The following is a 25914-nucleotide window of genomic DNA, read 5'->3' as shown; positions in this document are numbered from 1 at the left end:
AAATTTCGGGGGTGGATCAGGGGGTGGTCCCGGGGGTGGAACCACGGCCTCCGGCGAGCCGGAAATCCAGGGCCGTACAGCGTCTGCCCGCGGAGACCGTGCGCACCGCCTGCCCCAGAGCCTTGCGCGAACCGACCAGGACGACCAGCTTCTTGGCGCGCGTGACCGCCGTGTAGAGCAGGTTCCGCTGGAGCATCATCCATGCTCCCGTGGTCACGGGAATCACCACCGCCGGATACTCGCTGCCCTGGGAGCGGTGGATCGTGACCGCGTACGCGTGCGCCAGTTCGTCCAGTTCGTCGAAGTCGTACGCAATCTCCTCGTCCTCGTCCGTCAGGACCGTGAGCCGCTGCTCGTCGGAGTCGAGCGAGGTGACTACTCCGACGGTGCCATTGAAGACGCCGTTCTGCCCCTTCTCGTAGTTGTTGCGGATCTGGGTGACCTTGTCGCCGACGCGGAAGACCCGGCCGCCGAAGCGCTTCTCCGGTACGTCGGGCCTGCTGGGGGTGATGGCCTGCTGGAGCAGGCCGTTCAGGTTGCCCGCGCCCGCGGGGCCGCGGTGCATGGGCGCGAGCACCTGGACGTCGCGGCGCGGGTCCAGGCCGAACTTGGCCGGGATGCGGCGCGCGGCCACGTCCACCGTGACGCGGCCCGCGTCCTCGGTCTCGTCCTCCACGAAGAGGAAGAAGTCCGAGAGCCCCTGGGTGATGGGCGGCACCCCGGAGTTGATGCGGTGGGCGTTCGTGACGACGCCGGACTGCTTGGCCTGGCGGAAGATGTGGGTGAGGCGGACCGCGGGGATGGGGCTCCGCTCGCTGAGCATGTCCCGCAGCACCTCGCCGGCGCCGACGCTCGGCAGCTGGTCCACGTCTCCGACGAACAGCAGGTGGGCGCCGGGGGCGACGGCCTTGACCAGCTTGTTGGCCAGGAGCAGGTCCAGCATCGATGCCTCGTCGACCACGACGAGGTCGGCGTCGAGCGGGCGGTCCTTGTCGTAGGCGGCGTCCCCTCCCGGCTTCAGCTCCAGGAGGCGGTGGACGGTGGAGGCCTCGGCGCCGGTGAGCTCGGCGAGGCGTTTGGCGGCACGGCCCGTGGGGGCGGCGAGGACGACCTTGGCCTTCTTGGCGCGGGCCAGCTCCACGATGGACCGGACCGTGAAGGACTTGCCGCAGCCCGGGCCTCCGGTGAGGACGGCCGCCTTCTGCGTCAGCGCGAGCCTGACCGCCGCCTTCTGCTCGGGGGCGAGGTCGGCGCCCGTACGGGTGGCCAGCCAGGACAGGGCCTTGTCCCAGGCCACGTCCCGGAAGGCCGGCATGCGGTCCTCCGGGGCCCTCAGGAGGCGCAGGAGCTGGGCGGAGAGGGAGAGTTCCGCGCGGTGGAAGGGGACGAGGTAGACGGCGGTGACGTCCCCCTCCCCTTCGGGGCCAGGGACCGTCTCGCGTACGACGCCTTCCTCTTCCTTCGCCAGCTCCGCCAGGCAGTCGATCACCAGGCCCGTGTCCACCTGGAGCAGCTTCACCGCGTCGGCGATGAGGCGCTCCTCCGGGAGATAGCAGTTGCCCTGGTCGGTGGACTGGGAGAGCGCGTACTGCAGACCCGCCTTGACGCGTTCCGGGCTGTCGTGCGGGATGCCGACCGACTGGGCGATGCGGTCCGCGGTGAGGAAGCCGATGCCCCAGACGTCGGCGGCGAGGCGGTAGGGCTCGTTCCGCACCACGGAGATGGAGGCGTCCGCGTACTTCTTGTAGATGCGGACGGCGATGGAGGTGGACACGCCCACGCCCTGCAGGAAGACCATGACTTCCTTGATGGCCTTCTGTTCCTCCCAGGCCGCCGCGATCATCTTGGTCCGTTTGGGGCCGAGGCCCGGGACCTCGACGAGGCGCCCCGGCTCCTGCTCGATGATGTCGAGGGTGTCCACGCCGAAGTGGGTGGTGATGCGGTCGGCCATGACGGGGCCGATGCCCTTGATGAGGCCCGAGCCGAGGTAGCGGCGGATGCCTTGGATGGTGGCGGGGAGGACGGTGGTGTAGTTCTCCACCGTGAACTGCTTGCCGTACTGCGCGTGGGAGCCCCAGCGGCCCTCCATGCGGAGGGACTCCCCCACCTGGGCGCCCAGCAGCGAACCCACGACGGTGAGGAGGTCACCGCCGCCACGGCCGGTGTCCACGCGGGCGACCGTGTAGCCGTTCTCCTCGTTGGCGTACGTGATCCGTTCCAGGACACCCTCGACCACCGCGTTGGCTGTCGCGGCTGTCGCTCTTGCTGGACTCGACATGGGGCGACGCTATCGCCCGGCGCCGACAGCGCGGGAAGCCTGTGGACAAATCGGCGCTCGGCGCCCGGGACTTGGCGCGTGCGGGGCAGTGACAGCTTCGAGGGGGCCCGGTCTCTCGGCCGGGCCCCCTCGGGTCTCCCCTCCCCTGTCAGAACTCCGCTGATCCCCCCAGATCTCCCCCCACGGAAGTCCCGACGCACAGTACGACCCTCGTCGGGCGGGAAGGGTTGCACGGGCAAGGCCACGAGTTTTCGGGGTGCCGATGAAGTGGGGCAGAAGTAACTTTTAACGCATGAGCGAAGAATCTCCCGAAACCCCTCCCGGGACGCCTGGCGCCCCGCCCGACACGTCTCTGGAGAAGGACGTCCTGGCCGAACTCGGCGACGACAAGCTCCAGGAGATCGCGGGGCTGCTCGGTACGGATGCCGCGGGGGCGCAGGACGTGGTGGGCACCACGGTGACCGCGCTTTCGGGGAATCTACAGGAGAAGGCGGACGACCCCGCGGAGGCGGCGGAGGTGGAGCAGGCGATCGCCGAGGCGGCGCCTGCTGAACCTCCTCCGCAGGGGATCGCCGGGTTCGGCGGGTTCGGCGGGCTCGCCGCCGGCGGGATGCTCTCGGGGGTGCTCTCGAAGATGAGCAGGCCCGTGGCGAACGCGGTGGCGAAGAAGACGGGCCTGCCGACGGCTTCCGTGACCCGGGTGATCGAACTCCTGATCCCGGTGCTCCTGACGGTGCTGACGAAGCGGGCCCGGACGTCGCCGTCGAAGCCGGGCGCCACGGGCTCCCCCGGAGGCGGCGGCATCGGCGACCTCCTGAACCAGATCCTGGGCGGCAAGAAGAGGTAGCCCGGGCGGTTGGCAGGGGCCCCGGGAGAGCGCGGGTGTCAGCAGGCGTGGTCGGTGTATGCCGTGGCCGTTTCCGCCAGGAGCTCCTTGCCGGACCGTGCCCACAGGGCGTCGTTGAAGAGTTCGACCTCGATCGGGCCCCCGTAACCCGCCTCCTCCACCAGGGCGCGCCACGACCGCAGATCGACCGACCCCTCACCCAGCTGACCCCGGCCGTTCAGGACGCCCTCCGGCAACGGAGTCACCCAGTCCGCCAGTTGGAAGGCGTGCAGCCGCCCGCCCCGCCCCGCACGGGCGATCTGCGCGGGCGCCCGGTCGTCCCACCACACGTGGTAGGTGTCGACGCAGACCCCCACCTGCGCGGCGGGAAACCGCTCGGCCAGATCGAGCGCCTGGCCCAGCGTGGAGACCACGCACCGGTCCGACGCGAACATGGGGTGCAAGGGCTCGATGGCCAGGCGGATGCCCCGTGCCGCCGCGTACGGAGCGAGCTCCGCCAGCGCGTCGGCGATCCGCGAACGCGCCCCCTGCAGATCCTTGCTGCCGGCGGGCAGGCCGCCGGAGACCAGGACCAGCGTGTCCGTGCCGAGGACGGCCGCCTCGTCGATCGCCGCCTTGTTGTCGTCGACGGCCGCCACGCGCGCGTGCGGATCGATGGCCGTCAGGAAACCACCACGGCAGAGCGTGGTCACCGTCAGGCCCGCGTCGCGCATCAGCTTGGCGGTCGCCTCCAGACCGTAGGCCTGGACCGGCTCCCGCCAGAGGCCGACCCCAGGGACACCCAGGTCCGCGCAGGCCGCGACCAGGTCCGGCAAGGACAGCTGCTTGACGGTCATCTGGTTGATGGAGAACCGCGCCAGGTCCCCGCTCCCGAACACGCTCATTGCTGGACTCCGTACGTGGTGAGCAGGGACTTCATGCGAGCCTCGGCCAGCGCCGGGTCCGGGAACAGGCCGAGCCCGTCGGCCAGTTCGTAGGCGCGGGTCAGGTGCGGCAGCGAACGTGCCGACTGCAGGCCGCCCACCATCGTGAAGTGGCTCTGGTGGCCCGCCAGCCACGCCAGGAAGACCACCCCCGTCTTGTAGAAGCGGGTGGGTGTCTGGAAGAGGTGGCGGGACAGTTCGACCGTCGGGTCGAGACAGGCGCGGAACCCCTTCGTGTCACCGGTGTCCAGGAGCCGCACCGCCCTCGCGGCCAGCGGCCCGAGCGGGTCGAAGATGCCGAGCAGGGCGTGGCTGAAGCCCTGCTCGTCGCCCGCGATCAGTTCGGGGTAGTTGAAGTCGTCGCCCGTGTAGCAGCGGACGCCGTCCGGGAGGCGGCGGCGCAGGGCGATCTCGCGCCCCGGGTCGAGGAGCGAGATCTTGATGCCGTCGACCTTGTCGGGGTGCGCGGTGATGACCTCGAGGAAGGTGTCGGTCGCCGCGTCCAGGTCCTCGCTGCCCCAGTAGCCGGTGAGCGCCGGGTCGAACATCGGGCCGAGCCAGTGCAGGATGACGGGCTCGCTCGCCTGGCGCAGGAGGTGGCCGTACGTCTCCAGATAGTCGTCCGGTGACGTGGCGGCCGCCGCCAGCGCCCGGGACGCCATCAGGATCACCTGGGCGCCGCTCGACTCGACCAGGGTCAGTTGTTCCTCGTACGCGGCACGGACCGTCAACAGGTCCGCTGGACCGGCCAGTTGATCCGTGCCCGCGCCGCAGGCGATCGCGCCGCCCACCGACTTCGCCTCCGCCGCGGAACGCGTGATCAGTTCCGCCGCGCCCTTCCAGTCCAGGCCCATCCCCCGCTGCGCCGTGTCCATCGCCTCGGCCACGCCCAGGCCCTGCGCCCACAGGTGGTGGCGGAAGGCGAGGGTCGCGTCCCAGTCGACGGCCGCCGGAGAGTCCGGGGACACGTCGGCGCGGGGGTCCCCGACCACGTGTGCCGCCGAGAAGACCGTGCGGGAGGTGAGGGGGGAGGTTGCGGCGGTGGCGGGCAGCGGGGTGCGGTTCGGCTCGTACGCGTACGTCGTGCCGTCCGGCCGCGGCAGCAGAAGCGTCACTGTGCGATCTCCGGCACCTCGATGCGGCGGCCCTCGGCCGAGGACCGCAGGCCCAGTTCGGCGAGCTGTACGCCGCGCGCGCCCGCGTGCAGGTCCCAGTGGTAGGGCGCGTCCGCGTACACGTGCCGCAGGAACAGTTCCCACTGCGCCTTGAAGCCGTTGTCGAACTCCTGGTTGTCGGGGACCTCCTGCCACTGGTCGCGGAAGGAGTGGGTGACGGGCAGGTCCGGGTTCCAGACCGGTTTGGGGGTGTTGCTCCGGTGCTGTACGCGGCAGTTGCGCAGGCCCGCGACGGCCGAGCCCTCCGTGCCGTCCACCTGGAACTCGACGAGCTCGTCGCGGTTCACGCGGACCGTCCAGGAGGAGTTGATCTGCGCGATCGCGCCGCCTTCGAGCTCGAAGATGCCGTACGCGGCGTCGTCCGCCGTCGCGTCGTACGGCTTGTCCCGCTCGTCCCAGCGCTGCGGCACGTGGGTCGCGGCCAGGGCCTGGACGCTGCGTACGCGGCCGAACAGCTCGTGCAGGACGTACTCCCAGTGCGGGAACATGTCGACGACGATGCCGCCGCCGTCCTCCGCGCGGTAGTTCCAGGAGGGGCGCTGGGCGCTCTGCCAGTCGCCCTCGAAGACCCAGTAGCCGAACTCGCCCCGGATGGACAGGATCTTGCCGAAGAAGCCGCCGTCGATGAGGCGCTTCAGCTTGAGCAGCCCCGGCAGAAAGAGCTTGTCCTGGACCACGCCGTGCTTGATGCCGGCGGACTGGGCAAGCCGGGCCAGTTCGAGGGCTCCGGCGAGGCCCGTCGCGGACGGCTTCTCGGTGTAGACGTGCTTGCCCGCGGCGATGGCCCGTTTGATGGCTTCCTCGCGCGCGGAGGTGACCTGCGCGTCGAAGTAGATGTCGATGGTGGGGTCGGCGAGGACCGCGTCCAGGTCGGTCGAGACGGCCTTCTCGGCGTCAAGTCCGTGGCGCTCCGCGATCTCCCGCAGGGCGTGTTCCCTGCGGCCCACCAGGACCGGCTCGGGCCACAGCACCGTGTTGTCGGCGTCGCCGAGGGCGAGTCCGCCCTGCTCGCGCAGGGCGAGCAGCGAGCGGACGAGGTGCTGGCGGTAGCCCATCCGTCCCGTCACACCGTTCATGGCGATGCGCACCGTCTTGCGAGTCACAGGGGTCCCTCCGTACGCAGGTAAGCGTATAGCAAGCGCTTTCTATACGAGAAGAAGCTAGCCTGCCGCACAAGGTTCGGACAAGGGCTTCGGACCAGAGCCGTGACCGGAGGACGCCGAGATGACCGTGACCCTGGCCGATGTGGCGGCCCGCGCCCAGGTCTCCCCCGCCACCGTCTCCCGCGTGCTGAACGGCAACTACCCGGTGGCCGCGGCCACCCGGGAGCGTGTCCTGCGGGCCGTGAACGACCTCGACTACGTCCTCAACGGGCCCGCGAGCTCGCTGGCCGCCGCCACGTCCGACCTCGTCGGCATCCTGGTGAACGACATCGCCGACCCCTTCTTCGGGATCATGGCGGGCGCCGTCCAGTCCGAGATCGGCGGTCCCGGCGGGCGCGCCGGCGGTGAGCGGATGGCCGTGGTGTGCAACACCGGGGGCTCCCCGGAGCGCGAGCTGACGTATCTGACCCTGCTGCAACGGCAGCGCGCCGCCGCGGTCGTCCTGACCGGCGGCGCCCTGGAGGACCCCGCTCACGCCGCCGCGATGTCCGCGAAGCTGGCACGCCTCGCGGACGCGGGCACCCGGATCGTGCTCTGCGGACGGCCGCCCCTCGACGACTCGGACGCGGTGGCGGCCACGCTCACCTTCGACAACCGCAGCGGCGGGCGGCGGCTCACGGAGCATCTGCTCACGCTGGGGCACCGCAGGATCGGGTACGTGGCGGGCCCGATGGAGCGGACGACCACCCGGCACCGGCTCGAGGGCCACCGGGACGCGCTGGCGGCCTCGGGGGACGGGGGCACCGACCAGGACGAGCTGACCGTCCACGGCCCCTACACCCGCCGGTCCGGCTACGAGGCCACCCTCGAACTCCTGCGCCGCGACCCGGACTTGACGGCTATCGTCGCCGCCAACGACACAGTCGCCCTGGGCGCGTCGGCCGCCCTGCGCGACCAGGGCCTGCGCATCCCCGAGGACATCTCGGTGGCGGGCTTCGACGACCTGCCCTTCGCGATCGACGCCGTCCCCGCGCTGACGACCGTACGACTGCCGCTGCACGAGGCGGGCGCCCGGGCGGGCCGCCTGGCCACGGGCGCGGAGGAGGCGCCGCCCGGTGGCGTGGCGACGATCGGGGCGGAGCTGATGGTGCGGGGGTCGACGGCGCCGCCGTGTCGGTGAGCTCCCGATGTCGTTGGCATCGTCGGGAAAAGGAGGCTCATGTGGCAGTCGTGGTCATGAATGCACCCAGCGCCTGGGACGTACTGGACGGGGTCAACCAGCTGGGCTGAGCGGAGTTCGCCCTCGGTGAGGCATGGCGGTCATGGACAGGGCGGCGTACCGTTGACTCAGTCAAGGGTGGCTTGTCTCGTCGCCCCGGGAGGGAACCGTCATGTCGCATGCCTCCGCCGCGCCCGTCCAAGAGATCCGCGCCTTCAACCGCTTCTACACGAACCTCATCGGCGCCCTCGACTACAGCCGTCAGCTGTACGTCCCGTACACCCTCACCGAGTCACGGGTCCTCTACGAGATCGCCCACTCGTCCCGCCCCGACGCCGCCGACCTGCGGGCCGAACTCACTCTCGACGCGGGGTACTTGAGCCGCCTGCTCGGCAAGTTCGAGAAGGCGGGGCTCATCGAGCGTGCTCCCTCCGAGCGTGATCCGCGGCGTCAGCGCATCACGCTCACCGCGCGGGGGCGCGAGACCGCGGGGCTCCTTGACGAGCGGTCCAACGAGGCCATGGGCTCGCTGCTTTCCACCGTCCCGGCCCGCGAGCGGCCCCGCCTCGCGGAGGCCCTGCGCACCGTCCGGGAGATCCTGGCCGACCGCGACGGCAAGGAGCCGTCGCGCCCTTTCCTGCGCGAGCCCGGGGCCGGTGACCTCGGGTGGATCGTGCAGCGCAACGCCGCCCTGTACGCGGCGGAGTACGGCTTCAACGCCGACTACGAGGGCCTGGTCGCCCGGATCATCGCCGACTACGCCGAGGATCACGACCCCCACCTGGAGCGGACGTGGATCGCCGAGCTCGACGGGCGGCCCGTGGGGTGCGTGATGTGCGTGCGCGACGACGCGCCCGGCACCGCCCGGCTGCGGCTCCTGCTCGTCGAGCCCGACGCGCGGGGGCACGGCATCGGGGACCAACTGGTCGGCGCCTGCGTCGAGTTCGCGCGCGGCGTGGGCTATCGCGAGATGACCCTGTGGACCAATGACATCCTCGGCGCCGCCCGCACCATCTACCAGAAGCACGGTTTCGTCCTCGTCGACGAGAAGCCGCACCGCTCCTTCGGCGTCGACCTGGTGGGGCAGGACTGGCAACTGCGCCTGACGGAGACCCCCTAGGGTCTGCGACATGAAACTCGCCTTCTCCACCCTCGGCGTGCCCGGGCTCCCCCTCGCCGAGGTGCTGAACCTGGCCACCACCCACGGCTATCACGGCATCGAACTGCGCGCGCACCCCGAGGAGCCGGTCCACCCGGGGATCGACCTCGCCGAACGGGCCGACGTGGCCGCGCAGTTCAAGGCCGCGGGCATCGAGATCCTCGGCATCTCCGGGTACGCGCGCGTGGCCGAGCCGGGCGACGACGGGCCCGTACTCGAAGAGATACGTTCACTGCTCACCCTCGCCCGCGACCTGGGCGCCCCCTTCGTCCGCGTCTTCCCCGGCGGCGGCACCGAGCAGAGCACCGAGGAGGCCGACGCGACGGCGGCCCGAAGGCTCGGCACCGCGGCCGAGTCCGCGGCGGACTTCGGCGTACGCATCCTTCTGGAGACGCACGACTCGCACCGCACCGGCGCGGCGGCGACCCGTGTGCTCGGCGCGGTCGGCCACCGGCACGCGGGCGCCCTGTGGGACGTGATGCACACCTGGCTCGGCGGCGAGTCCCCCGCCGAAAGCCATGCGGCGCTCTCCCCGTACCTCGGCTACGTACAGGTGAAGGACATCGCGTCGGCCGACGACACGACGCCGCTCGGCCTCGGCGAGGGTGTCCTGCCGCTCGCCGAGTGCGTGGACGTGCTGCTCAGCGGGGAGCACCGGGACGGCTGGCTGTGCTGGGAGTACGAGAAGCGGTGGTACGAGGAGGCGCGGCCTCTCCCCGAACTCCTTGGCCAGGGACGGGACTTCCTGTCACGGCTCCTGAACCGGCAGGGGCGGTAGGGCCGCCGGAACCACGCCCGACCCCCGCCAGGGACGTCAGACTCACCCCGCCGACCAGGAGCGCCGCCGCGCACCACCCGAGCCCGCTCACCGACTCGCCGAGGACGAGGCCGGCGGCGGACATCCCGAACACCGGGACCAGGAGCGAGAAGGGCGCGACGGTCGACGCGGGGTGGCGGCGCAGCAGGTAGCCCCAGGCGCCGAAGCCGAAGACCGTCGTGATCCACGCGACGTAGACGATGATGCCGACGCCCTGCCAGTCCAGTGCGGCCAGGGCGTCGAGGTCCGCGGTCGGGCCCTCGAACAGCAGCGAGAGCCCGAGCAGCGGCAGGACCGGGACCGTGCTCACCCACACCATGAAGTTCAGCGCGTCCGGCGGTGACGCCTTGCGGGTCAGGACGTTCGACGCGCCCCAGCAGGCCGCGGCGCCGATCAGCAGCGCGAAGGCCGTGAGCGGGCCCGCCTCGCCCTCGTCGACCGCGGCGACGCCGATGCCGGCGAGTGCGATGACCATGCCAAGGACGCGTACGCGGCCGGGCCGTTCGCCGAGGGCCACGAAGGCGAAGAGGGCTGTGAACACCGCCTGGATCTGCAGGACGAGGGAGGACATCCCGGCCGGCATCCCCGCGTCCATGCCGATGAACAACAGCCCGAACTTGGCCACCCCGAGGACGAGACCGACCCCGACGATCCACTTCCACGCGACCTTGGGCGGCCCCACGAAGAACACCGCGGGCAGCGCCGCCACCAGGAACCGCAGGGCGGAGAACAGCAGCGGCGGGAAGTGGTCGAGGCCCACCTCGATGACGACGAAGTTGACGCCCCAGACGGCGGCGACGAGGACGGCGAGGAAGACGTGAGCGGGGCGCATGCGTCGAGGATCACCCGCTCCGACCATGTAGGACCAGCGCGGATCTCTGCATGATGGGATGAAGCAACGCTTACGCATCAGACGGCGACGGATCAGGCGACGCCGCCCCTGATCACCGAAGCGCACCACCGAAGCACCGCCGAAGCACCACGGATGCGCACACACCGATGCGCGTCACCGCCACGCGTCGCCGACGAAGGAAAGGGCTTCCCGTGCTCGATCTCGCCCGGCTCCGCGCCCTGCACGCCGTCTCCGTGCACGGCACCGTCGGGGCCGCAGCCACCGCACTCGGCTACACCCCGTCCGCCGTGTCCCAGCAGATAGCCAAGCTGGAGCGCGAGACCCGCACCACCCTCCTCGAACGGCAGGGCAGGGGTGTGGCGCTCACCGAGGAGGCCCGCCATCTCGCCTCCACCGCGCAGGAGTTGATGGCCATCGTGGAGCGCGCGGAGACGGAGCTCGAGGAGCGGCGGGGGCTGCCCGCGGGGCGGCTGACCGTCGCCGCGTTCGCCTCCGCGGCGCGCGGTCTGCTGCCCGGGGTCCTCGCGGATCTGGCCCGGCGGCATCCCGCGCTCGACGCCCGTATGTCGGAGATCGACCCGCATCTCTCCATCGACCTGGTGGCCAAGGGCGCGGTGGACATGGCGGTCGTGCACGACTGGGACATCGCGCCGTTGCCGACGCCGCCCGGCGTCGAACAGGCCGTCATCGGGGACGACTTCTGCGATCTCGTGGTGCCCGCGGCGCACCCGCTCGCGGGTCAGGTCTCCGTGCGCCGCGAAGACCTCAAGGGCGAACGGTGGATCACCCAGCCGCCGGGGCTCGTCTGCCACGAGTGGCTGGTCCGCACCCTGCGCGAGGCGGGCTGCGAGCCGGACATCGCGCACACGGCGGAGGAGAATCCCACCCTGGTCGCGCTCGTCGCGGCAGGGCTCGGGATCGCGCTCATCCCGCGCCTCGGCCGCGGACCGGTCCCGGACGGCGCGGTCACCGTGCGGCTCGATCCGCTGCCGGTGCGGCGGCTGTACGCACTGTGGCGGACCGGGGCGTCGCGGCGTCCCGCGATCGCGGAGACGGTGCGGACCCTGCAGGAGCACTGGGCCGACGCGGCGCCCGGAAGGAAGGCCTCCTGAGGCTCAGGATTCCCCTTCGCACCACTTTCCGGAAAACGCCCGCTGCGGGGAACCCGCTCGGACCGGCCGCCGTCCAACCGGTGTGCTGCCGGGTGAGTCTCCGCGAGGCGGTGTCGGCATCGCTGCTGGCTGCGAACGCTGACCACCCTCTCTGCCGCCCGTGGCCGGCAGCATGCCGTCACCGGTGCGCCCCCCTCCACCAGCACCGGTGACGGCCCCTCTCCTCCACGGTGACCGCCGATTCGCCTCCACAGTGGCTGCCGACTCCCTTGACCGGCAGAAATCTTCGGGATATCCGTGACTCTCGGAAAGTTTCCTTCAGCCGGTTTCCCCAGCCCGGCTCCGGTCCGGTTTCCGTCCCCGAAGGAGCGCACATGACCCACCGCAACGCCTCCAGACGCACCCTGCTCACCGCCACAGCCGTCGCGGCGACGGCCCTGGCCGCGCCCTCCGCCGCCCACGCGGCCGGCAGCGGCGACCGCGGTCGCGACCGGAAGCTGCGGGAGCTCATCTCCCGCATGAGCCTCGAGGAGAAGGTCGGCCAGCTCTTCGTGATGCATGTGTACGGCCACTCCGCCACCGCGCCCGACCAGGCCGACATCGACGCCAACCTGAAGGAGCTCGGCGTGCGCACCGCCGCGGAGGCGGTCGCCAGGTACCACCTCGGCGGCATCATCTACTTCGGCTGGGCCCACAACACCCGCGCCCCGCACCAGATCGCCGACCTCTCGAACGGCATCCAGCGCGCCGCACTCACCCCGGACGCCCCGGAGCAGTCCCCCACCGCCCGCATCCCGCTGCTCATCTCCACCGACCAGGAGCACGGAGCCGTCGCCCGCGTCGGCGTCCCGGCCACTCTGCTGCCGGGCGCGATGGCCCTGGGCGCCGCGGGTTCGCGCTCCACCGCGCGCAAGGCGGCCCGCATCGCGGGCACCGAACTGCGCGCGCTCGGCATCCGGCAGAACTACGCCCCGGTGGCCGACGTGAACGTCAATCCCGCCAACCCCGTCATCGGCGTACGGTCCTTCGGCTCGGACCCCGAAGCAGTCGCCGAGCTGGTCGCCGCGCAGGTCAAGGGCTACCAGGGCACGGACATCGCCTCGACGTCCAAGCACTTCCCCGGGCACGGCGACACCAAGGACGACAGCCACTCCAAGCTGCCGTACATCCACCACACGCGTGAGCAGTGGGAGACCCTGGACGCCCCGCCGTTCCGGGCGGCGGTGGCCGCGGGCATCGACTCGATCATGACCGCGCACATCGTGGTCCCCGCCCTGGACCCGGCGGAGGACCCGGCCACTCTCTCCCGCCCCATCCTCACCGGCATCCTGCGCGAGGAACTCGGCTACGACGGGGTCGTGGTGACGGACTCGCTCGGCATGCAGGGCGTCCGCACGAAGTACGGCGACGACCGCGTACCGGTGCTCGCGCTGAAGGCGGGCGTCGACCAGCTCCTGAACCCGCCGAAGCCGGAGATCGCCTGGAATGCGGTGCTCCAGGCGGTGCGGGACGGCGAGTTGACGGAGGCGCGGCTCGACGAATCGATCCTTCGGATCCTGCGCCTCAAGGCGAAGCTGGACCTCTTCTCCGACCCGTACGTCACCGCGCGCGGCGTCGACAGGGCGGTCGGCACACGCGCGCACCTCGCCGCCGCCGACCGGATCGCGGAGGAGACGACGACGCTGCTGCGCAACACGGACGGACTGCTTCCGCTCTCACGGCGCACACAGCGGAACGTGCTCGTCGTGGGCGCGGACCCGGCGTCGCCGTCGGGGACGACGGGGCCGCCGACGACCGTCATCGGGCGCGAGCTGACGGATGTCGGCTTCACGCCGACGGTGCTGCCGACGGGCACGGCCCCCTCCGCCGCCAAGATCGCCGAGGCGGTGGCGGCAGCCGGGGGCAAGGACGCGGTGCTCGTGGGCACGTACAACGTGGGGGCGGGAAGCGCTCAGATCGCCCTGGTGGAGGCGCTGGTGGCGACCGGCGTCCCGGTCGTCGCCCTCGCGATCCGCAACCCGTACGACGTGGCGCGCCTTGGGGGCGTGGGCGCGTCCCTCGCCGCGTACTGCTGGACGGACGTCGAGCTGCGCGCCGCGGTACGGGTGATCGCGGGGCGCGCCGAGCCGCGCGGGAAACTGCCCGTGCCGGTGCAGCGCGCGGATGATCCGGCGCAGGTGCTGTACCCGGTCGGGCACGGCCTGGCGTACTGATCCGTACGCCGGACCGGCGGCGCGCCACCTCCACCTGTCCCAAAGCCCCCCACGCACCTGGCGTGCGCCCGCTCCAGCGGGTCACGCTGGGTGCACATATCGGGGGGTTCGCCATGGTTGCCATGCTGGGCTTGCGGTGTGCGGGGGTGCTCCTCGCGGTGTTCGCCGGCGTGACCGGCTGCCAGAAGGGCTCGTCCTCCGGATCGGATCTACCGGACCGGCAGTCGTCCTCGTCGGATTCTTCCGGGCACGGTGCGGTCTTCCTCGCGGTGGACGAGTGCAGTTCGCGGGGGCGCGAGACCTTCACGGAGGTGTCGTGCACGAGTGAGCGTGCGGCGGCGCGGGTCATCGCCCGGCACGACGCCGAGGTCGCCCAGGGCCCCTCGTGCCCCGCCCGCACGGACTTCGTGCTCCACATCAGCGAGAACCGCCCCACGGTGGACGAGGACGGGAACGGTGAGGTGCCGCGGGGCTACGCCTGCATGCGGAACCTGGAGGAGCCGCATCCCGGAGATCCCGGGGGTGGCGGCGGGCCCCGGACCGTCGTCGGGGACTGCGTCCACGGCGCGGGGCGGGGCGAGGTGCGGGAGACGGCCTGCGACGGCTCCGGCGCGAAGGCTCCCGAGTACCGGGTGACGGCGGCCGTCTCGGAGCGGGCCCTGTGCCCCGCGGCGACGCAGCTGTACGTGTCGCTGGGGGGCGGGAAGCCGGTGGGGTGCGCGGTGCGGTTCTGAGCGGCCCGCGGACGCCGGACGGGCTGAGGCGGTCGGCCCGTCCGGCGCCTGAGGACTACGGCCGCAGCGTCAGCTGCTTGCGCGCGTCCTTGCGGTCGAGCTTCGCGTCGTACGGGGCCAGCGGCTTCGGGGAGGCCGCCGTGGACACCCCGGCCCAGGCCTGGATCCGCTCCGTCGCCTTGGCCTTGTCCGCCGCGACGAGGCCGGCCACGTTCGCTCCGTGGTTGGCGCCCGGCGCGGTGAAGACGTGGGAGTCGTGCTTCGCGCCCCTGGCGGGACGGAACGGCTCGGCGCCCCACGGGTCGTTCTCGCCGTAGACGTACATCATCCGCTGCGAGTTGTGGCGCACCCAGCGGTCGACGTCCTTCATGGCGCCCGACTGGAACGTCATCGGGATCTCGCGCGGCACGAAGTTCCGCGGCGGCTGGTAGCCGTAGCGGCTCAGGTCGCCGAGCCAGGGCTGCTTGATGTCGGGCGAGCCGAGCTGCGTACCGGCCTGGTAGTAGTACGGCGTGTACGGGGTCAGGCCCTGGTCCGTGTAGGAGGCCCAGCCGCCCACCGCGTCGACGTAGTCGAAGATCGCCTGGTCCGTGGCGGACTTGGCGTCGGGGACGTCCGCGCACGCGGACTCCGGCTGGTACTGCCAGAAGCCCCACACCAGGTCCAGGACGACGGCCTCGTAGGCCTTGTCCAGGTTGCCGACCGTCTTGAAGGTGTGGTTGCCGGCCGCGGCGAACTCCGCGTACTTCTTCTCCAGCGGCTCGCGGCGCACGAGCGCCTCGCGCTGCACGGCCTCCAGCTTGGCGCGGCACTCCTTGGTGCCGACCGTCTCGAAGAACTCGTCGTAACGCGAGTCCTCCTTGTTCACCACGTCGTTCGGGGCGACGTACGCGACGACGCCGTCCATGTCACGCGGGTAGAAGCGCTCGTAGTACGTGGCGGTCATGCCGCCCTTCGAGCCGCCGGTCGCCACCCACTTCTTGTCGTAGACGGGCTTGAGCGCCTTGAAGATGCGGTGCTGGTCGCTCGCGGCCTGCCAGATGTCGAGCTTGGACCAGTCGGCGGGCTCGGGGCGGGACGGCGTGAAGAAGCGGTACTCCATGGAGACCTGGTTGCCGTCGATGATCCGCGTCGGCTCGCTGCGGCTGGGATTCGTCGAGACGTTGTAGCCGCTGGTGAAGAACGCCGTGGGGCGGGCGGTGTCCTTGTGCAGGACCGTCAGGCGCTGCTTGAAGGTGCCCTTGGAGGGGTGCCGGTGGTCAATCGGCTGGGTGTAGTTGAGGACGAAGTAGCGGTAGCCGGTGTACGGCTTCTCCTCGATCAGGCTCATGCCCGGTATCGCGAGGAGCCTGTCCTTGATGTCGGTGGCCTGCGGCTTCGCGGCGGTGGCCGCCCCTGCCGCACTCGCCGTGCCCGCGGTGCCGATGCCTATCAGCACGACGAGCGACAGCAGCCATCTGAGCGCCTTGCGCATGCACTCTCCCCTAAGTTCGCGATTGCGTCCGCCGGAACTTATCGGAGCAACTCGCTCACCACTAGGGGCTCTTGCGTCACGTCAGGACGCAGTACGTCACAAACGGGCGCACAACGTGCATCATGCGATCAGCACAGGATCCAGCCCGAGCTGGTGCTCCCCCTGCCGACCCTTCCCTTCACCCACACACAGCGCTGCCCCGCGTGCACCGTCACCGGCCCCGCGTGATGCGTGTAGCGGCCCTTGTCCCTGGCCGGGCGGTTGCCCCGGGCCTGGACGCTCACGGACATCGCCTTGCGGGCACCGGGGCGCCTGGCGACGGTGACGGCGCAGACGTAACCGCGGCTCTTGTAGACGACGACCTTGCCGGTGCTGAAGGAGAGGGTGCGCACCTTGTGTCCGGCGCAGCGCCCGGCCGACGCCTGCGCCTGCGCGGCGCCCGCGCCCGCGACACCGAGCAGGACGGCAGCCGCAAGGACGACGGCGCCGAGCGCAAGGCTCCGCCGTATTCGACCACTGCTCACCAGATTCCCTCCCGACACTTCCGCATCAGCGTACTGATGTACGGACGCGGACCGTGGGGCGCCTGGTTGCGCGCCCTCGCCCATTTGTTCGCCGGGTCAGGCGGCCGTCGGCTCCGCCTCGCCCACGAACGTCCGCCACAGCGTCGCGTACCGCCCGTCGAGCGCGAGCAGCTCCTCGTGCGTGCCGTCCTCCGCGACCCGGCCGTGGTCCATCAGGATCACGCGGTCCGCGCGGGCCGCCGTGGTGAGGCGGTGGGCGACGACCAGGGTGGTGCGCTTGCCCGCGATGCGGTCGGTGGCCTGGTTGACCTGCGCTTCCGTGGCGAGGTCGAGGGCCGCGGTCGCCTCGTCGAGGAGCAGGATGTCCGGGTCGACGAGCTCCGCGCGGGCCAGGGCGATGAGCTGGCGCTGGCCCGCCGAGAGGTTGCGGCCGCGCTCGGAGACCTCGTGGAGGTACCCGCCGTCCAGGGTGGCGATCATGTCGTGCGCGCCGACCGCGCGGGCCGCGGCCTCCACCTGCGCGTCGGTGGCCTCGGGCCGCCCGTAGGCGATCGCGTCGCGCACCGTGCCCGCGAAGAGGTAGGCCTCCTGCGGGACGACGCCGAGCCGGTGGCGGTACGAGGTCAGGTCGAGGGACCTCAGATCCGTGCCGTCCACCGTCACCCGGCCGCCGGTCGGGTCGTAGAACCGGGCGACGAGCTTGACCAGCGTCGACTTGCCCGCGCCGGTCTCGCCCACGAAGGCCACGGTCTGGCCCGCGGGGATGTGGAGGCGTACGTCGCTCAGCGCCTCCTCCGGTTCGTCGTCCGCCGAGCCGTACGCGAAGTCGACGCCCTCGAAGACGATCTCGCCGCGCAGGGAGAGCACGTCGAGCGGCTCGTCCGCGGCCTCGGTGGAGGTCGGCTCCCGGAGCAGCTCCTGGATGCGGCCGAGCGAGACGGTGGCCTGCTGGTAGCCGTCGAAGACCTGGGAGAGCTGCTGGACGGGGGCGAAGAAGAGATCGATGTAGAGGAGGTAGGCGACCAGGGCGCCGGTCGTCAGGGTCCCCGCCTCCACGCGCCCCGCGCCCACCATCAGGACCGCGGCGGCCGCGACCGCCGAGAGCAGCTGAACGAACGGGAAGTAGATCGAGATCAGCCACTGCCCGCGGATGCGGGCGCTGCGGTAGTCGGCGCTGGCCTGGGCGAACTTCTTGCCGCCGGAGCGCTCGCGCCGGAAGGCCTGCACGATGCGGAGACCGGCGACGGATTCCTGGAGGTCGGCGTTGACCACCGAGACGCGCTCACGCGCCAGCTCGTACGCCTTGACGCTGGAGCGGCGGAAGAAGATCGTGCCGATGATCAGCGGTGGCAGCGTCGCGAAGACGACGAGCGCGAGCTCCACGTCGATCACGACGAGCGCGACCATGATGCCGAAGAAGGTGACGACAGAGACGAAGGCGGTGACGAGTCCGGTCTGCAGGAAGGTGGAGAGCGCGTCCACGTCCGTGGTCATCCGGGTCATGATGCGCCCGGTCAACTCCCGCTCGTAGTAGTCGAGTCCGAGCCGCTGGAGCTGGGCGAAGATCTTCAGCCGGAGCGAGTAGAGCATCCGCTCGCCCGTCCGTCCCGTCATCCGCGTCTCGGCGGTCTGCGCCGTCCATTGGACGAGCACGGCGAGCAGCGCGAGGCCGGAGGCCGCCCACACGGCGCCGAGCGCGAGCTGCGACACACCCTCGTCGATGCCGTGCCGGATCAGGACGGGGAGCAGCAGGCCCATGCCCGCGTCGACGACGACCAGGAGGAGCGAGAGCAGCAGGGGTTTGCCGAACCCGGCGAGGAGACGGCGGAGCCCGTACGACTCCTCCGTGCTCACCGCGCGCGCCTCGTCGATGTCGGGGGTGTCGGTGGCCGGGGGCAACGCGTCGACCTGCGCGAGGAGTTCGGGTGTGGCGGGCATCCCGGACATCGCGGTGTCCTTGGGCTCGCGATCGCCGACCCAGAGCGGCGGGGTGATGCCGCGCTCGGCGTCGAACTCGGCGTCGAGCTCGTCGCGTACGGAGGTGTCCTCGGGGATCTCGACCGGGACCGTGCGGCCCGGCGAGACGCCGCCGAGCTCGTCCGGGTCGGTCAACAGGCGCCGGTAGAGCGCTGATTGCTCGGTCAGCTCCTCGTGCGTGCCGATGGCCGCGAGGCGTCCGCCGTCCAGTACGGCGATGCGGTCGGCGAGGTTCAGGGTGGACCGGCGGTGGGCGATGAGGAGGGTGGTGCGGCCCGCCATGACGCCGCGCAGGGCCTCGTGGATCTCGTGCTCGACCCGCGCGTCCACCGCGGACGTCGCGTCGTCCAGGACGAGAAGGCGGGGATCGGTGAGGATGGCGCGGGCGAGGGCGACGCGCTGGCGCTGGCCGCCGGAGAGGGTCAGACCGTGCTCGCCGACCGTGGTGTCGTAACCGTCGGGCAGCTCGGCGATGAAGCGGTCGGCCTGGGCGGCGCGGGCCGCGGTCTCGATCTCCTCCTGGGTGGCGTCCGGCTTTCCGTACGCGATGTTGGCGCGGATGGTGTCGGAGAAGAGGAAGGAGTCCTCGGGCACGAGGCCGATGGCGGCCCGCAGCGAATCGGTGGTCAGCTCGCGCACGTCGTGGCCGCCGATGAGGACGGCGCCGTGCGTCACGTCGTAGAAGCGGGGCAGCAGCAGCGAGACGGTGGACTTGCCGCTGCCGGAGGTGCCGACGACGGCGAGGGTCTCGCCGGGCCTGATCTCGAAGGAGAGGCCGTCGAGGACGGGGCGGCTGTCCTCGTAGGCGAAGGAGACGTCGTCGAACTCGACGGTGGCCGGGGCGTCGGCCGGCAGTTCCTTCGTGCCGTCCTTCAGCGTCGGCTCGGTGTCGATGAGCTCCAGGACGCGCTCGGCGCCCGCGCGGGCCTGCTGGCCGACGGTGAGGACCATGGCGAGCATCCGCACGGGTCCGACGAGCTGGGCGAGATAGCTGGAGAAGGCGACGAACGTACCGAGCGTGATCTGTCCGCGCACCGCGAGCCAGCCGCCGAGCGCGAGCATCGCGACCTGCCCGAGCGCGGGCACGGCCTGCAGGGCGGGCGTGTACTTGGAGTTCAGGCGGATGGTCCGCAGCCGCCCCGCGAAGAGCTTGCGGCTGACCTCCCTGATCTTCCCGGTCTCCTGCTCCTCCTGGCCGAACCCCTTCACGACGCGTACGCCGGAGACGGAGCCGTCCACGACTCCGGCGACGGCGGCGGCCTGGGCCTGCGCGTACCAGGTGGAGGGGTGCAGGCGGCCCCGGCTGCGCTTGGCGATGAACCAGAGGGCGGGGGCGACGGCGAGCGCGACGAGGGTCAGCGGGACGGAGAGCCACGCCATGATCACGAGGGACATCACGAAGAGCAGGATGTTGCCGATGGTCATCGGCAGCATGAAGAGCAGGCCCTGGATGAGCTGGAGGTCGCTGGTCGCGCGCCCGACGACCTGACCGGTGGACAGCTCGTCCTGCCGCCGCCCGTCGAGCCGCGTGATCGTCCCGTACATCTCGGTCCGCAGGTCGTGCTGGACGTCGAGGGCGAGACGGCCGCCGTAATAGCGGCGGATGTAGGTGAAGACGTAGACGAGGACGGCGGCACCGATGAGGGCGCCGACCCAGGGGCCCATGTCGCGGGACTTGTCCCCGATGACGTCGTCGATGATCACCTTGGTGATCAGCGGGACGAGCGCCATGACGGCCATGCCGCCGAGCGAGGAGCCGAGCGCGAGCACAACGTCCTTGGGGTACCGCCACGCGTATCCGGTCAGGCGTTTGCCCCAGCCGGACTTCTGCCGCTCGGCCCCGCCGGATTTCTCCGGCTCGGCCCCACCCCGTTGCTCCACCACGTGCTGCCTCCCGTCGACCTGACCTGCCGAGAGGCCCAACACGGTGGGACGAGAATTTCATCCCACCGCAACAAAGACGGGTCGGAGGTCCTAGGACCACCCGGAGGTGACCGGCCTCGAACGTGCGATCACCCGGCGGGGGCCGCCACGAACGCCTCCCGCGGTGTGGCCGTCGGGGCGTAGCGCCCGGCCGAGGATGCGGTGGGCGCCAGGTCCTTGTGGATGGCCTTGGCCACGCCCTGAATGGTGGCGACGCCGTAGTTCATGGTGCTGTTGCCGTGGGTGAGCACGGAGAGCGTGTAGTCGTGGCCGCCGCCCTTGAACGCGCCGATGCTGTGCACCCGCCAGCCGTGGGTCGACCGCTGCAGCCAGCCGTTCTTGACATGGATCTTGACGCCGGCCGGCGCGCCCGCGGGGGTGCCCCAGCGCTGCGACGCGACGACCTTGTTCATGAGCTTGAGGATGTAGGCGCGCGCGTTGTCGCTGAGGACGGAGTTCTTGGCGGTGATCAGGGCGAGGAGCTTCTGCTCGTCGGCCGCGTTGATCCGGGTCAGGCCCCAGTAGCCGCCGGAGCCGGGCACGGTCTTCGTCATCTTGGCGGCCGCGAGGAACGCCTTGATCTTCCCCGTGCCGAGCTGACGCCAGAGCTTGCTCGTCGCCGCGTTGTCCGACTTGGTGATCATGGCGTACGCGAGGTCCGACTCACGGGCCGAGAGCTTCCGGTCGGTCTTCTTGGCGTCCCACAGGAGCGCCGCGAGGACGGTCGTCTTGACGACGCTGGCCGAGTCGAACGAGGTGGTCGCGCGCAGGGTGCAGGTGGTCTTGGTGGTGCGGTCGTGCAGGCCGACCGCGACCGTGCCCTTGCGGTTCTTCAGCGCCGCCGTGATGTCCTTCGTGAGCTTGGCGGCCAGGCCGGCCTGCGCGGAGGTGCAGGTCACCTGCGGTGCGGCCGCGGCGGCGGGCGCGGCTGTCGCGACCGCGCCGAGCGGCAGGAGCACCCCGGCGGCGAGTCCCGCCGAGAGCACGCGGGCACGCCTGGATGTCCCGGATACCGGGTGAGTCATGGAGTTTCCCCATCCCCTTGGGTCCGTACAAGACCCTCGGGGCCCGTACAAGCGCGCCCCCCGGCGCACTCACCTCACATGACTCACCGGCACCGGTATATGGATGCACGAGTTTGGGAACAGATGACCGATCTGTAATCAGCCCGTGTCATGGCGGCCGTCGGCTCCGACGTGCGTCAGCTCAGACGTGCGTCGCCTCAGAGGTGCGTCGGCTCGAACATCCTCAGCACCGCCGGGAGCACGACCACCGAGGGGCCGGGCTCCGCGAGCGCCTTCGTCAGGTCCTCGCGGAGGGTCTCCGGGGTCGTACGGACGCCCGGCACCCCGAAGGACTCCGCGAGTGCGACGAAGTCGGGGCGGGAGAGCTCCGTGGCCGTGGGCTCACCGAACGCGTCGGACATGTACTCCCGGAGGATTCCGTAGCCCCCGTCGTCCACGATCAGCCAGGTGACCGGCAGGCCGTGCTGCTTGGCCGAGGCCAGCTCGGCGATGGAGTACATCGCGCCGCCGTCGCCCGAGACGGCGAGCACCGGCGTCGAGGGGTCGGCGGCCGCCGCTCCGATGGCGGCCGGGAAGCCGTAGCCGAGGCCGCCCGCGCCCTGCGCCGAATGCATCGTGTTCGGACGCCGCGCGTCGAAGGCGGACCAGGCCCAGTAGGCGAGGATCGTCATGTCCCAGAAGGACGGCGAGGCGTCCGGCAGGGCCTCGCGCACCGACGCGAGCACCTCCTGCTCCAGGGTGAGCTCCTGGGCGGCGATCCGCTCCTTGACCTTGGCCAGGACCGTCCGGACCCGCTCCGGGGCCGTGGGGTCCTCCCTGGGCGCGTCGATCGTCTCCAGGAGCGCGGAGAGCGCGAGCCGCGCGTCCGCGTGGATGCCGAGCGCCGGATGGTTGGACTCCAGCTTCCCGGCGTCGGCCTCGATCTGGATGACCCGGCCGCGCGGCTTGAACGTGTGGTAGTTCGAGGAGAGCTCGCCTAGGCCCGAGCCGACCACCAGAAGGACGTCCGCTTCCTCAAGGAAGTCGGTGGTGTAGCGGTCCTCCAGCCAGGACTGGAGCGACAGTGGGTGCTCCCAGGGGAAGGCGCCCTTGCCGCCGAAGGTCGTGACGACGGGCGCGTTCACCAGCTCCGCGAGGGCGAGGAGCTTGCCGCTCGCGTCCGAGCGCACGACTCCGCCGCCCGCGATGATCGCCGGGCGCTCGGCGCGCGAGAGCAGATCGGCGGCGACCGCCGTCAGCTCGGGGCGCGGGACGACCTCGTCCGGGGTCGCGTCCATGGCCGTGACGACGGGCAGGGTGGTCTCCGCGAGCAGGACGTCCTGCGGGATCTCCACCCACACCGGGCCGTGCGGGGCGGTGAGCGCCGACTCCCAGGCCGCCGCGATCGCGGAGGGGATCTGCGAGGCGGTGCGCACCGTGTGCACGGACTTCACGATGTCGCGGAAGGACGCCTGCTGGTCGCGCAGCTCGTGGAGGTAGCCGTGCCGGCCGCCGCCGAGGCCCGCCACCGGGATCTGGCTGCCGATCGCGAGCACGGGCGAGGAACCGGCCGCCGCCTCCTGGAGCGCGGCGAGCGAGGTCAGCGCGCCGGGCCCGGTGGAGAGCAGCAGCGGGGCCACCTCACCGGTGATCCGGCCGTACGCGTCCGCCGCGAAGCCCGTGTTGTTCTCCACGCGCAGGCCGACGTACGACAGGGACGAGCGCCGCAGGGCGTCGAACATGCCGAGCGCGTGCTGGCCGGGGAGCCCGAAGACCGTCGTCGCGCCGAGGCCCTGGAGGGTCTCCACGACGAGGTCGCCGCCGTTGCGCCCCGGGGGCGGGTTCAGGGCCGCCTCCGTCTGGGCCTCCGTGGGCCGCAGTACTACGTCGTGGTCGTGCGTCACTTGGCCGCGCTCCCCTCGGTGGTCCGGCGGGCCTCCGCGATCTGGCGGGACATGATCGTCGTCAGCTCGTACGCGGTGTGCGAGGCGGCGACGGCCGTGATCTCCGCGTGGTCGTAGGCGGGGGCGACCTCGACGACGTCCGCCGAGACGAGGTTGCAGGAGGAGAGCCCCCGCAGGATCTCCAGGAGTTCGCGCGACGTCATGCCACCCGCCTCCGGGGTGCCCGTGCCGGGCGCGTGGGCCGGGTCCAGGCAGTCGATGTCGATGGATATGTACAGCGGGCGGTCGCCGATGCGCTGGCGCAGCTGGTCGGCGACCTCGTCGGCGCCGCGGCGGTAGATGTCCGCCGAGGTGACGATGCCGAAGCCCATCTTCTCGTCATCCGTGAGGTCCTGCTTGCCGTACAGCGGGCCGCGCGTGCCGACGTGGCTGAGCGCCTCGGTGTCGAGGATGCCCTCCTCGACGGCGCGGCGGAACGGCGTGCCGTGGGTGTACTCGGCGCCGAAGTACGTGTCCCAGGTGTCCAGGTGCGCGTCGAAGTGCAGCAGGGCGACCGGGCCGTGCTTCTTGGCGACCGAACGAAGGAGCGGCAGGGCGATGGTGTGGTCGCCGCCGAGCGTCATCATGCGGGCGCCCGAGCCGAGGAGGTCGTCCGCGGCGGCCTCGATCGTCTCGACCGCCTCGTTGATGTTGAACGGGTTCGCGGCTATGTCACCGGCGTCGGCGACCTGGGCGAGCGCGAAGGGCGAGGCGTCCTGCGCGGGGTTGTACGGACGCAGGAGGCGCGAGGCCTCACGGATCGCGTTGCCGCCGAAGCGGGCGCCGGGGCGGTACGACACACCGGTGTCGAAGGGCACGCCGACCACGGCGATGTCCGTCTTGCCGCCCACCTCGTCGAGACGGGGCAGCCGGGCGTAGGTCGCCGGGCCCGCGTACCTCGGGACGCGGGAGGAGTCGACCGGGCCGCGGGGGGTCGGGGTCTCGGCGCTGCTCATGGTCGGTTTCCTCCTGCTGATACGAGTGTTGCTGTGCTGCTGGGACAAGTGTCGCGCGGCCCACTGACAGTGGGCCGCGCGCATGGCTAGACGGCTACCGGGGTTTCCGGTTCCGCTTCTTCTTCGGACCCCCGGCCCGCGAGCCGCTCGCGCCAGGCCGCGAGGACCTGGGCGTCGGTCGGCTTCGTGGCGAGGGAGACGACGACGTACACGCCGAGCGAGATCAACAGGCCGTAGTAGACCGGCTCGTTGGCGAGGATTCCGTACCCCCACATGAGCCCGATGACCGAGAGCCCACCGGCGGCGACAGCCGCGAGGGCGCCGGGCGCGGTGCCGCGCTTCCACAGCAGCCCGCCGAGGATCGGCACGAGCAGACCGGCCACGAGCAGGTTGTAGGCGACGGTGAGCGCCTGCACGACGTCGTTGAGGGCGATGGCGATGCAGACGACGGCGATGCCCATGATCAGGATGAAGAGGCGGTTGCCCTTCACCTCGTCGTGCGGCTCGTCGCCCTCCTTGGAGGCGACGACGCCCCTCAGCCGCGACCAGATGTCGTTGTTGGCCACGGTCGCGCACGCGATGAGCGCTCCGGAGGACGTGGACATCACGGCGGCGAGGGCCGCGGCGAGCACCAGACCGCGTACGCCCATGGGCAGTTCGTCCTTGACGATGGTCGCGAAGGCCGCGTCCGCGCTCGGCAGCTTCGGGTACATGACCTTGGCGGCGGTGCCGATGACGGCGCCCGCGATCGCGTAGACGAGACAGTAGGTACCGGCGACGGTGCCGCCGTAGCGGGCGACCTTGTCGCTGCGCGCGGTGAAGACGCGCTGCCAGATGTCCTGCCCGATGAGCATGCCGAATGTGTAGATCAGGACGTACGTGAAGATCGTCTCGCCGCCGATGCCCAGCGGGTCGAAGTACTCGGTGGGCAGCTTGGCCTTCATCTCGCTGAAGCCGCCGGCCTTGACGACCGCGATGGGCAGCAGCAGGAGCAGCACGCCGATGGTCTTCACCACGAACTGCACCATGTCGGTGAGCGTGATGGACCACATGCCGCCGAGCGTCGAGTAGGCGACGACGATCGAGCCGCCGAGGATGATCGCGATCGTGCGGTTCATGTCGAACAGGACGTCGAAGATCGTGGCGTACGCGATGGTCGAGGTGACCGCGAGCATCAGCGTGTACGCCCACATGACGACCCCGGAGATGACGCCCGCGCGCCCTCCGTAGCGCAGGTCCAGCATCTCGGAGACGGTGTAGACCTTCAGGCGGGCGATGCGCGCCGAGAAGAAGACGCTCAGCGCGAGCAGGCCGAGGCCGATCGTGAAGACCATCCAGGCGCCGGAGAGCCCGTACTGGTAGCCGAGGCCGACGCCGCCGATGGTGGACGCGCCGCCGAGGACGATGGCGGCCATGGTCCCGGAGTACATCCACGGTCCGAGGCGGCGTCCGGCGACCAGGAACTCGCTCTTGGACTTGGCGCGGCGCATGCCCCACCAGCCCATGGCGAGCATGCCGGCGAGATAGACGACGATCACTGTGTAGTCGACGGCCATAGGGCCCTCCTTCGCGCACCTCGGTGGCGTGTCGTGCAGATGGGGGTGGGGGGGTGGCTACCTGCCGCGGGGACATCCGCCCGTACCCGCGGCCTGGGGTCGGCACGACCTTAGGTGGCCGGAA

18 protein-coding genes and 1 pseudogene are annotated in these 25914 nt (G+C 71.2%); 7 read left to right on the top strand and 12 right to left on the bottom strand.

Annotated elements, in window-relative coordinates:
• Positions 1–16: 16 nt before the first annotated feature.
• The gene (gene recD2 / locus ACWGIH_RS03585) at positions 17–2278 is read right to left on the bottom strand and encodes an SF1B family DNA helicase RecD2 (protein WP_453444425.1); all 2262 of its coding nucleotides are present in this window, start codon (positions 2276–2278) and stop codon (positions 17–19) included.
• Positions 2279–2570: 292 nt separating this feature from the next.
• Between recD2 and ACWGIH_RS03580 the strand changes: the two genes are divergently transcribed.
• The gene (locus ACWGIH_RS03580) at positions 2571–3125 is read left to right on the top strand and encodes a DUF937 domain-containing protein (protein ID WP_453444423.1); all 555 of its coding nucleotides are present in this window, start codon (positions 2571–2573) and stop codon (positions 3123–3125) included.
• 38 nt (positions 3126–3163) lie between these two features.
• Here ACWGIH_RS03580 and ACWGIH_RS03575 read toward each other — a convergent pair whose 3' ends face one another.
• Genes ACWGIH_RS03575 through ACWGIH_RS03565 form a run of 3 tightly spaced genes read right to left on the bottom strand, consistent with a single transcriptional unit; the run spans position 3164 to position 6326 of the window.
• A complete protein-coding gene (locus tag ACWGIH_RS03575; RefSeq protein ID WP_453444421.1) occupies positions 3164–4009 on the bottom strand; it encodes a sugar phosphate isomerase/epimerase family protein in 846 nt (281 codons plus the stop codon).
• On the bottom strand, positions 4006–5163 hold the full coding sequence (locus ACWGIH_RS03570) for a dihydrodipicolinate synthase family protein (RefSeq protein ID WP_453444420.1): 1158 nt from the start codon (positions 5161–5163) through the stop codon (positions 4006–4008). The genes ACWGIH_RS03575 and ACWGIH_RS03570 overlap by 4 nt, the downstream gene beginning before the upstream one ends.
• A complete protein-coding gene (locus ACWGIH_RS03565) occupies positions 5160–6326 on the bottom strand; it encodes a Gfo/Idh/MocA family protein (RefSeq protein WP_453444418.1) in 1167 nt (388 codons plus the stop codon). Before ACWGIH_RS03565 ends, ACWGIH_RS03570 begins: the two co-directional genes overlap by 4 nt.
• A 121-nt stretch (positions 6327–6447) precedes the next feature.
• Here ACWGIH_RS03565 and ACWGIH_RS03560 point away from each other — a divergent pair, with 121 nt between their 5' ends.
• From ACWGIH_RS03560 to ACWGIH_RS03550, 3 genes and pseudogenes are all read left to right on the top strand, one after another.
• Positions 6448–7506, top strand: a complete 1059-nt coding sequence (locus tag ACWGIH_RS03560; protein WP_453444417.1) for a LacI family DNA-binding transcriptional regulator — start codon at positions 6448–6450, stop codon at positions 7504–7506.
• A gap of 211 nt (positions 7507–7717) precedes the next feature.
• On the top strand, positions 7718–8665 hold the full coding sequence (locus ACWGIH_RS03555; RefSeq protein WP_453444415.1) for a bifunctional helix-turn-helix transcriptional regulator/GNAT family N-acetyltransferase: 948 nt from the start codon (positions 7718–7720) through the stop codon (positions 8663–8665).
• Between the two features lie 10 nt (positions 8666–8675).
• Positions 8676–9398: pseudogene (locus ACWGIH_RS03550) on the top strand (sugar phosphate isomerase/epimerase family protein); the annotation flags it as partial.
• Here ACWGIH_RS03550 and ACWGIH_RS03545 read toward each other — a convergent pair.
• Complete coding sequence (locus tag ACWGIH_RS03545; protein WP_453444413.1) at positions 9346–10353, bottom strand: EamA family transporter; 1008 nt, start codon at positions 10351–10353, stop codon at positions 9346–9348. The pseudogene ACWGIH_RS03550 and the gene ACWGIH_RS03545 overlap by 53 nt on opposite strands.
• A gap of 212 nt (positions 10354–10565) precedes the next feature.
• Here ACWGIH_RS03545 and ACWGIH_RS03540 point away from each other — a divergent pair, with 212 nt between their 5' ends.
• The 3 genes from ACWGIH_RS03540 to ACWGIH_RS03530 all read left to right on the top strand — a co-directional run bounded on the left by ACWGIH_RS03540 (position 10566) and on the right by ACWGIH_RS03530 (position 14433).
• Positions 10566–11486 (top strand): LysR family transcriptional regulator, encoded by a 921-nt coding sequence (locus ACWGIH_RS03540; protein WP_453444412.1) that lies wholly within the window; start codon positions 10566–10568, stop codon positions 11484–11486.
• A 374-nt stretch (positions 11487–11860) separates the two neighbouring features.
• On the top strand, positions 11861–13699 hold the full coding sequence (locus ACWGIH_RS03535; protein ID WP_453444410.1) for a glycoside hydrolase family 3 protein: 1839 nt from the start codon (positions 11861–11863) through the stop codon (positions 13697–13699).
• A 113-nt stretch (positions 13700–13812) separates the two neighbouring features.
• Positions 13813–14433 (top strand): hypothetical protein, encoded by a 621-nt coding sequence (locus ACWGIH_RS03530; RefSeq protein ID WP_453444408.1) that lies wholly within the window; start codon positions 13813–13815, stop codon positions 14431–14433.
• A 55-nt stretch (positions 14434–14488) separates the two neighbouring features.
• Here ACWGIH_RS03530 and ACWGIH_RS03525 read toward each other — a convergent pair whose 3' ends face one another.
• The 7 genes from ACWGIH_RS03525 to ACWGIH_RS03495 form a co-directional block, all read right to left on the bottom strand.
• Positions 14489–15907 (bottom strand): S28 family serine protease, encoded by a 1419-nt coding sequence (locus tag ACWGIH_RS03525; protein WP_453444407.1) that lies wholly within the window; start codon positions 15905–15907, stop codon positions 14489–14491.
• A gap of 128 nt (positions 15908–16035) precedes the next feature.
• Positions 16036–16431, bottom strand: a complete 396-nt coding sequence (locus ACWGIH_RS03520) for a hypothetical protein (RefSeq protein ID WP_453444406.1) — start codon at positions 16429–16431, stop codon at positions 16036–16038.
• A gap of 96 nt (positions 16432–16527) precedes the next feature.
• Positions 16528–20289 carry an ABC transporter ATP-binding protein gene (locus tag ACWGIH_RS03515; protein ID WP_453444529.1) on the bottom strand — a complete coding sequence of 1254 codons (3762 nt, stop codon included), beginning with the start codon at positions 20287–20289 and terminating at the stop codon, positions 16528–16530.
• A 131-nt stretch (positions 20290–20420) separates the two neighbouring features.
• Positions 20421–21356, bottom strand: coding sequence for a serine hydrolase (locus tag ACWGIH_RS03510; protein WP_453444404.1), 936 nt, complete (start codon positions 21354–21356; stop codon positions 20421–20423).
• A gap of 197 nt (positions 21357–21553) precedes the next feature.
• On the bottom strand, positions 21554–23239 hold the full coding sequence (locus tag ACWGIH_RS03505) for a thiamine pyrophosphate-binding protein (protein WP_453444402.1): 1686 nt from the start codon (positions 23237–23239) through the stop codon (positions 21554–21556).
• Entirely contained in the window at positions 23236–24234 is a 999-nt protein-coding gene (gene speB, locus ACWGIH_RS03500; RefSeq protein WP_249589806.1) for an agmatinase, read from the bottom strand. The genes ACWGIH_RS03505 and speB overlap by 4 nt, the downstream gene beginning before the upstream one ends.
• 86 nt (positions 24235–24320) lie before the next feature.
• On the bottom strand, positions 24321–25790 hold the full coding sequence (locus tag ACWGIH_RS03495) for a sodium:solute symporter (RefSeq protein WP_453444401.1): 1470 nt from the start codon (positions 25788–25790) through the stop codon (positions 24321–24323).
• Between the last annotated feature and the right edge of the window lie 124 nt (positions 25791–25914).

It is taken from the genome of Streptomyces sp. NPDC054872 (assembly GCF_053610705.1).
This window is presented reverse-complemented; position numbering and strand designations above follow the sequence as displayed.

Excerpts from the sequence above, each read along its gene's own strand:
- recD2 (WP_453444425.1), bottom strand. The coding sequence starts at position 2,278 with ATGTCGAGTCCAGCAAGAGCGACAGCCGCGACAGCCAACGCGGTGGTC.
- ACWGIH_RS03580 (WP_453444423.1), top strand. The coding sequence starts at position 2,571 with ATGAGCGAAGAATCTCCCGAAACCCCTCCCGGGACGCCTGGCGCCCCG.
- ACWGIH_RS03575 (WP_453444421.1), bottom strand. The coding sequence starts at position 4,009 with ATGAGCGTGTTCGGGAGCGGGGACCTGGCGCGGTTCTCCATCAACCAG.
- ACWGIH_RS03560 (WP_453444417.1), top strand. The coding sequence starts at position 6,448 with ATGACCGTGACCCTGGCCGATGTGGCGGCCCGCGCCCAGGTCTCCCCC.
- ACWGIH_RS03555 (WP_453444415.1), top strand. The coding sequence starts at position 7,718 with ATGTCGCATGCCTCCGCCGCGCCCGTCCAAGAGATCCGCGCCTTCAAC.
- ACWGIH_RS03545 (WP_453444413.1), bottom strand. The coding sequence starts at position 10,353 with ATGCGCCCCGCTCACGTCTTCCTCGCCGTCCTCGTCGCCGCCGTCTGG.
- ACWGIH_RS03535 (WP_453444410.1), top strand. The coding sequence starts at position 11,861 with ATGACCCACCGCAACGCCTCCAGACGCACCCTGCTCACCGCCACAGCC.
- ACWGIH_RS03530 (WP_453444408.1), top strand. The coding sequence starts at position 13,813 with ATGGTTGCCATGCTGGGCTTGCGGTGTGCGGGGGTGCTCCTCGCGGTG.
- ACWGIH_RS03525 (WP_453444407.1), bottom strand. The coding sequence starts at position 15,907 with ATGCGCAAGGCGCTCAGATGGCTGCTGTCGCTCGTCGTGCTGATAGGC.
- ACWGIH_RS03510 (WP_453444404.1), bottom strand. The coding sequence starts at position 21,356 with ATGACTCACCCGGTATCCGGGACATCCAGGCGTGCCCGCGTGCTCTCG.
- speB (WP_249589806.1), bottom strand. The coding sequence starts at position 24,234 with ATGAGCAGCGCCGAGACCCCGACCCCCCGCGGCCCGGTCGACTCCTCC.
- ACWGIH_RS03495 (WP_453444401.1), bottom strand. The coding sequence starts at position 25,790 with ATGGCCGTCGACTACACAGTGATCGTCGTCTATCTCGCCGGCATGCTC.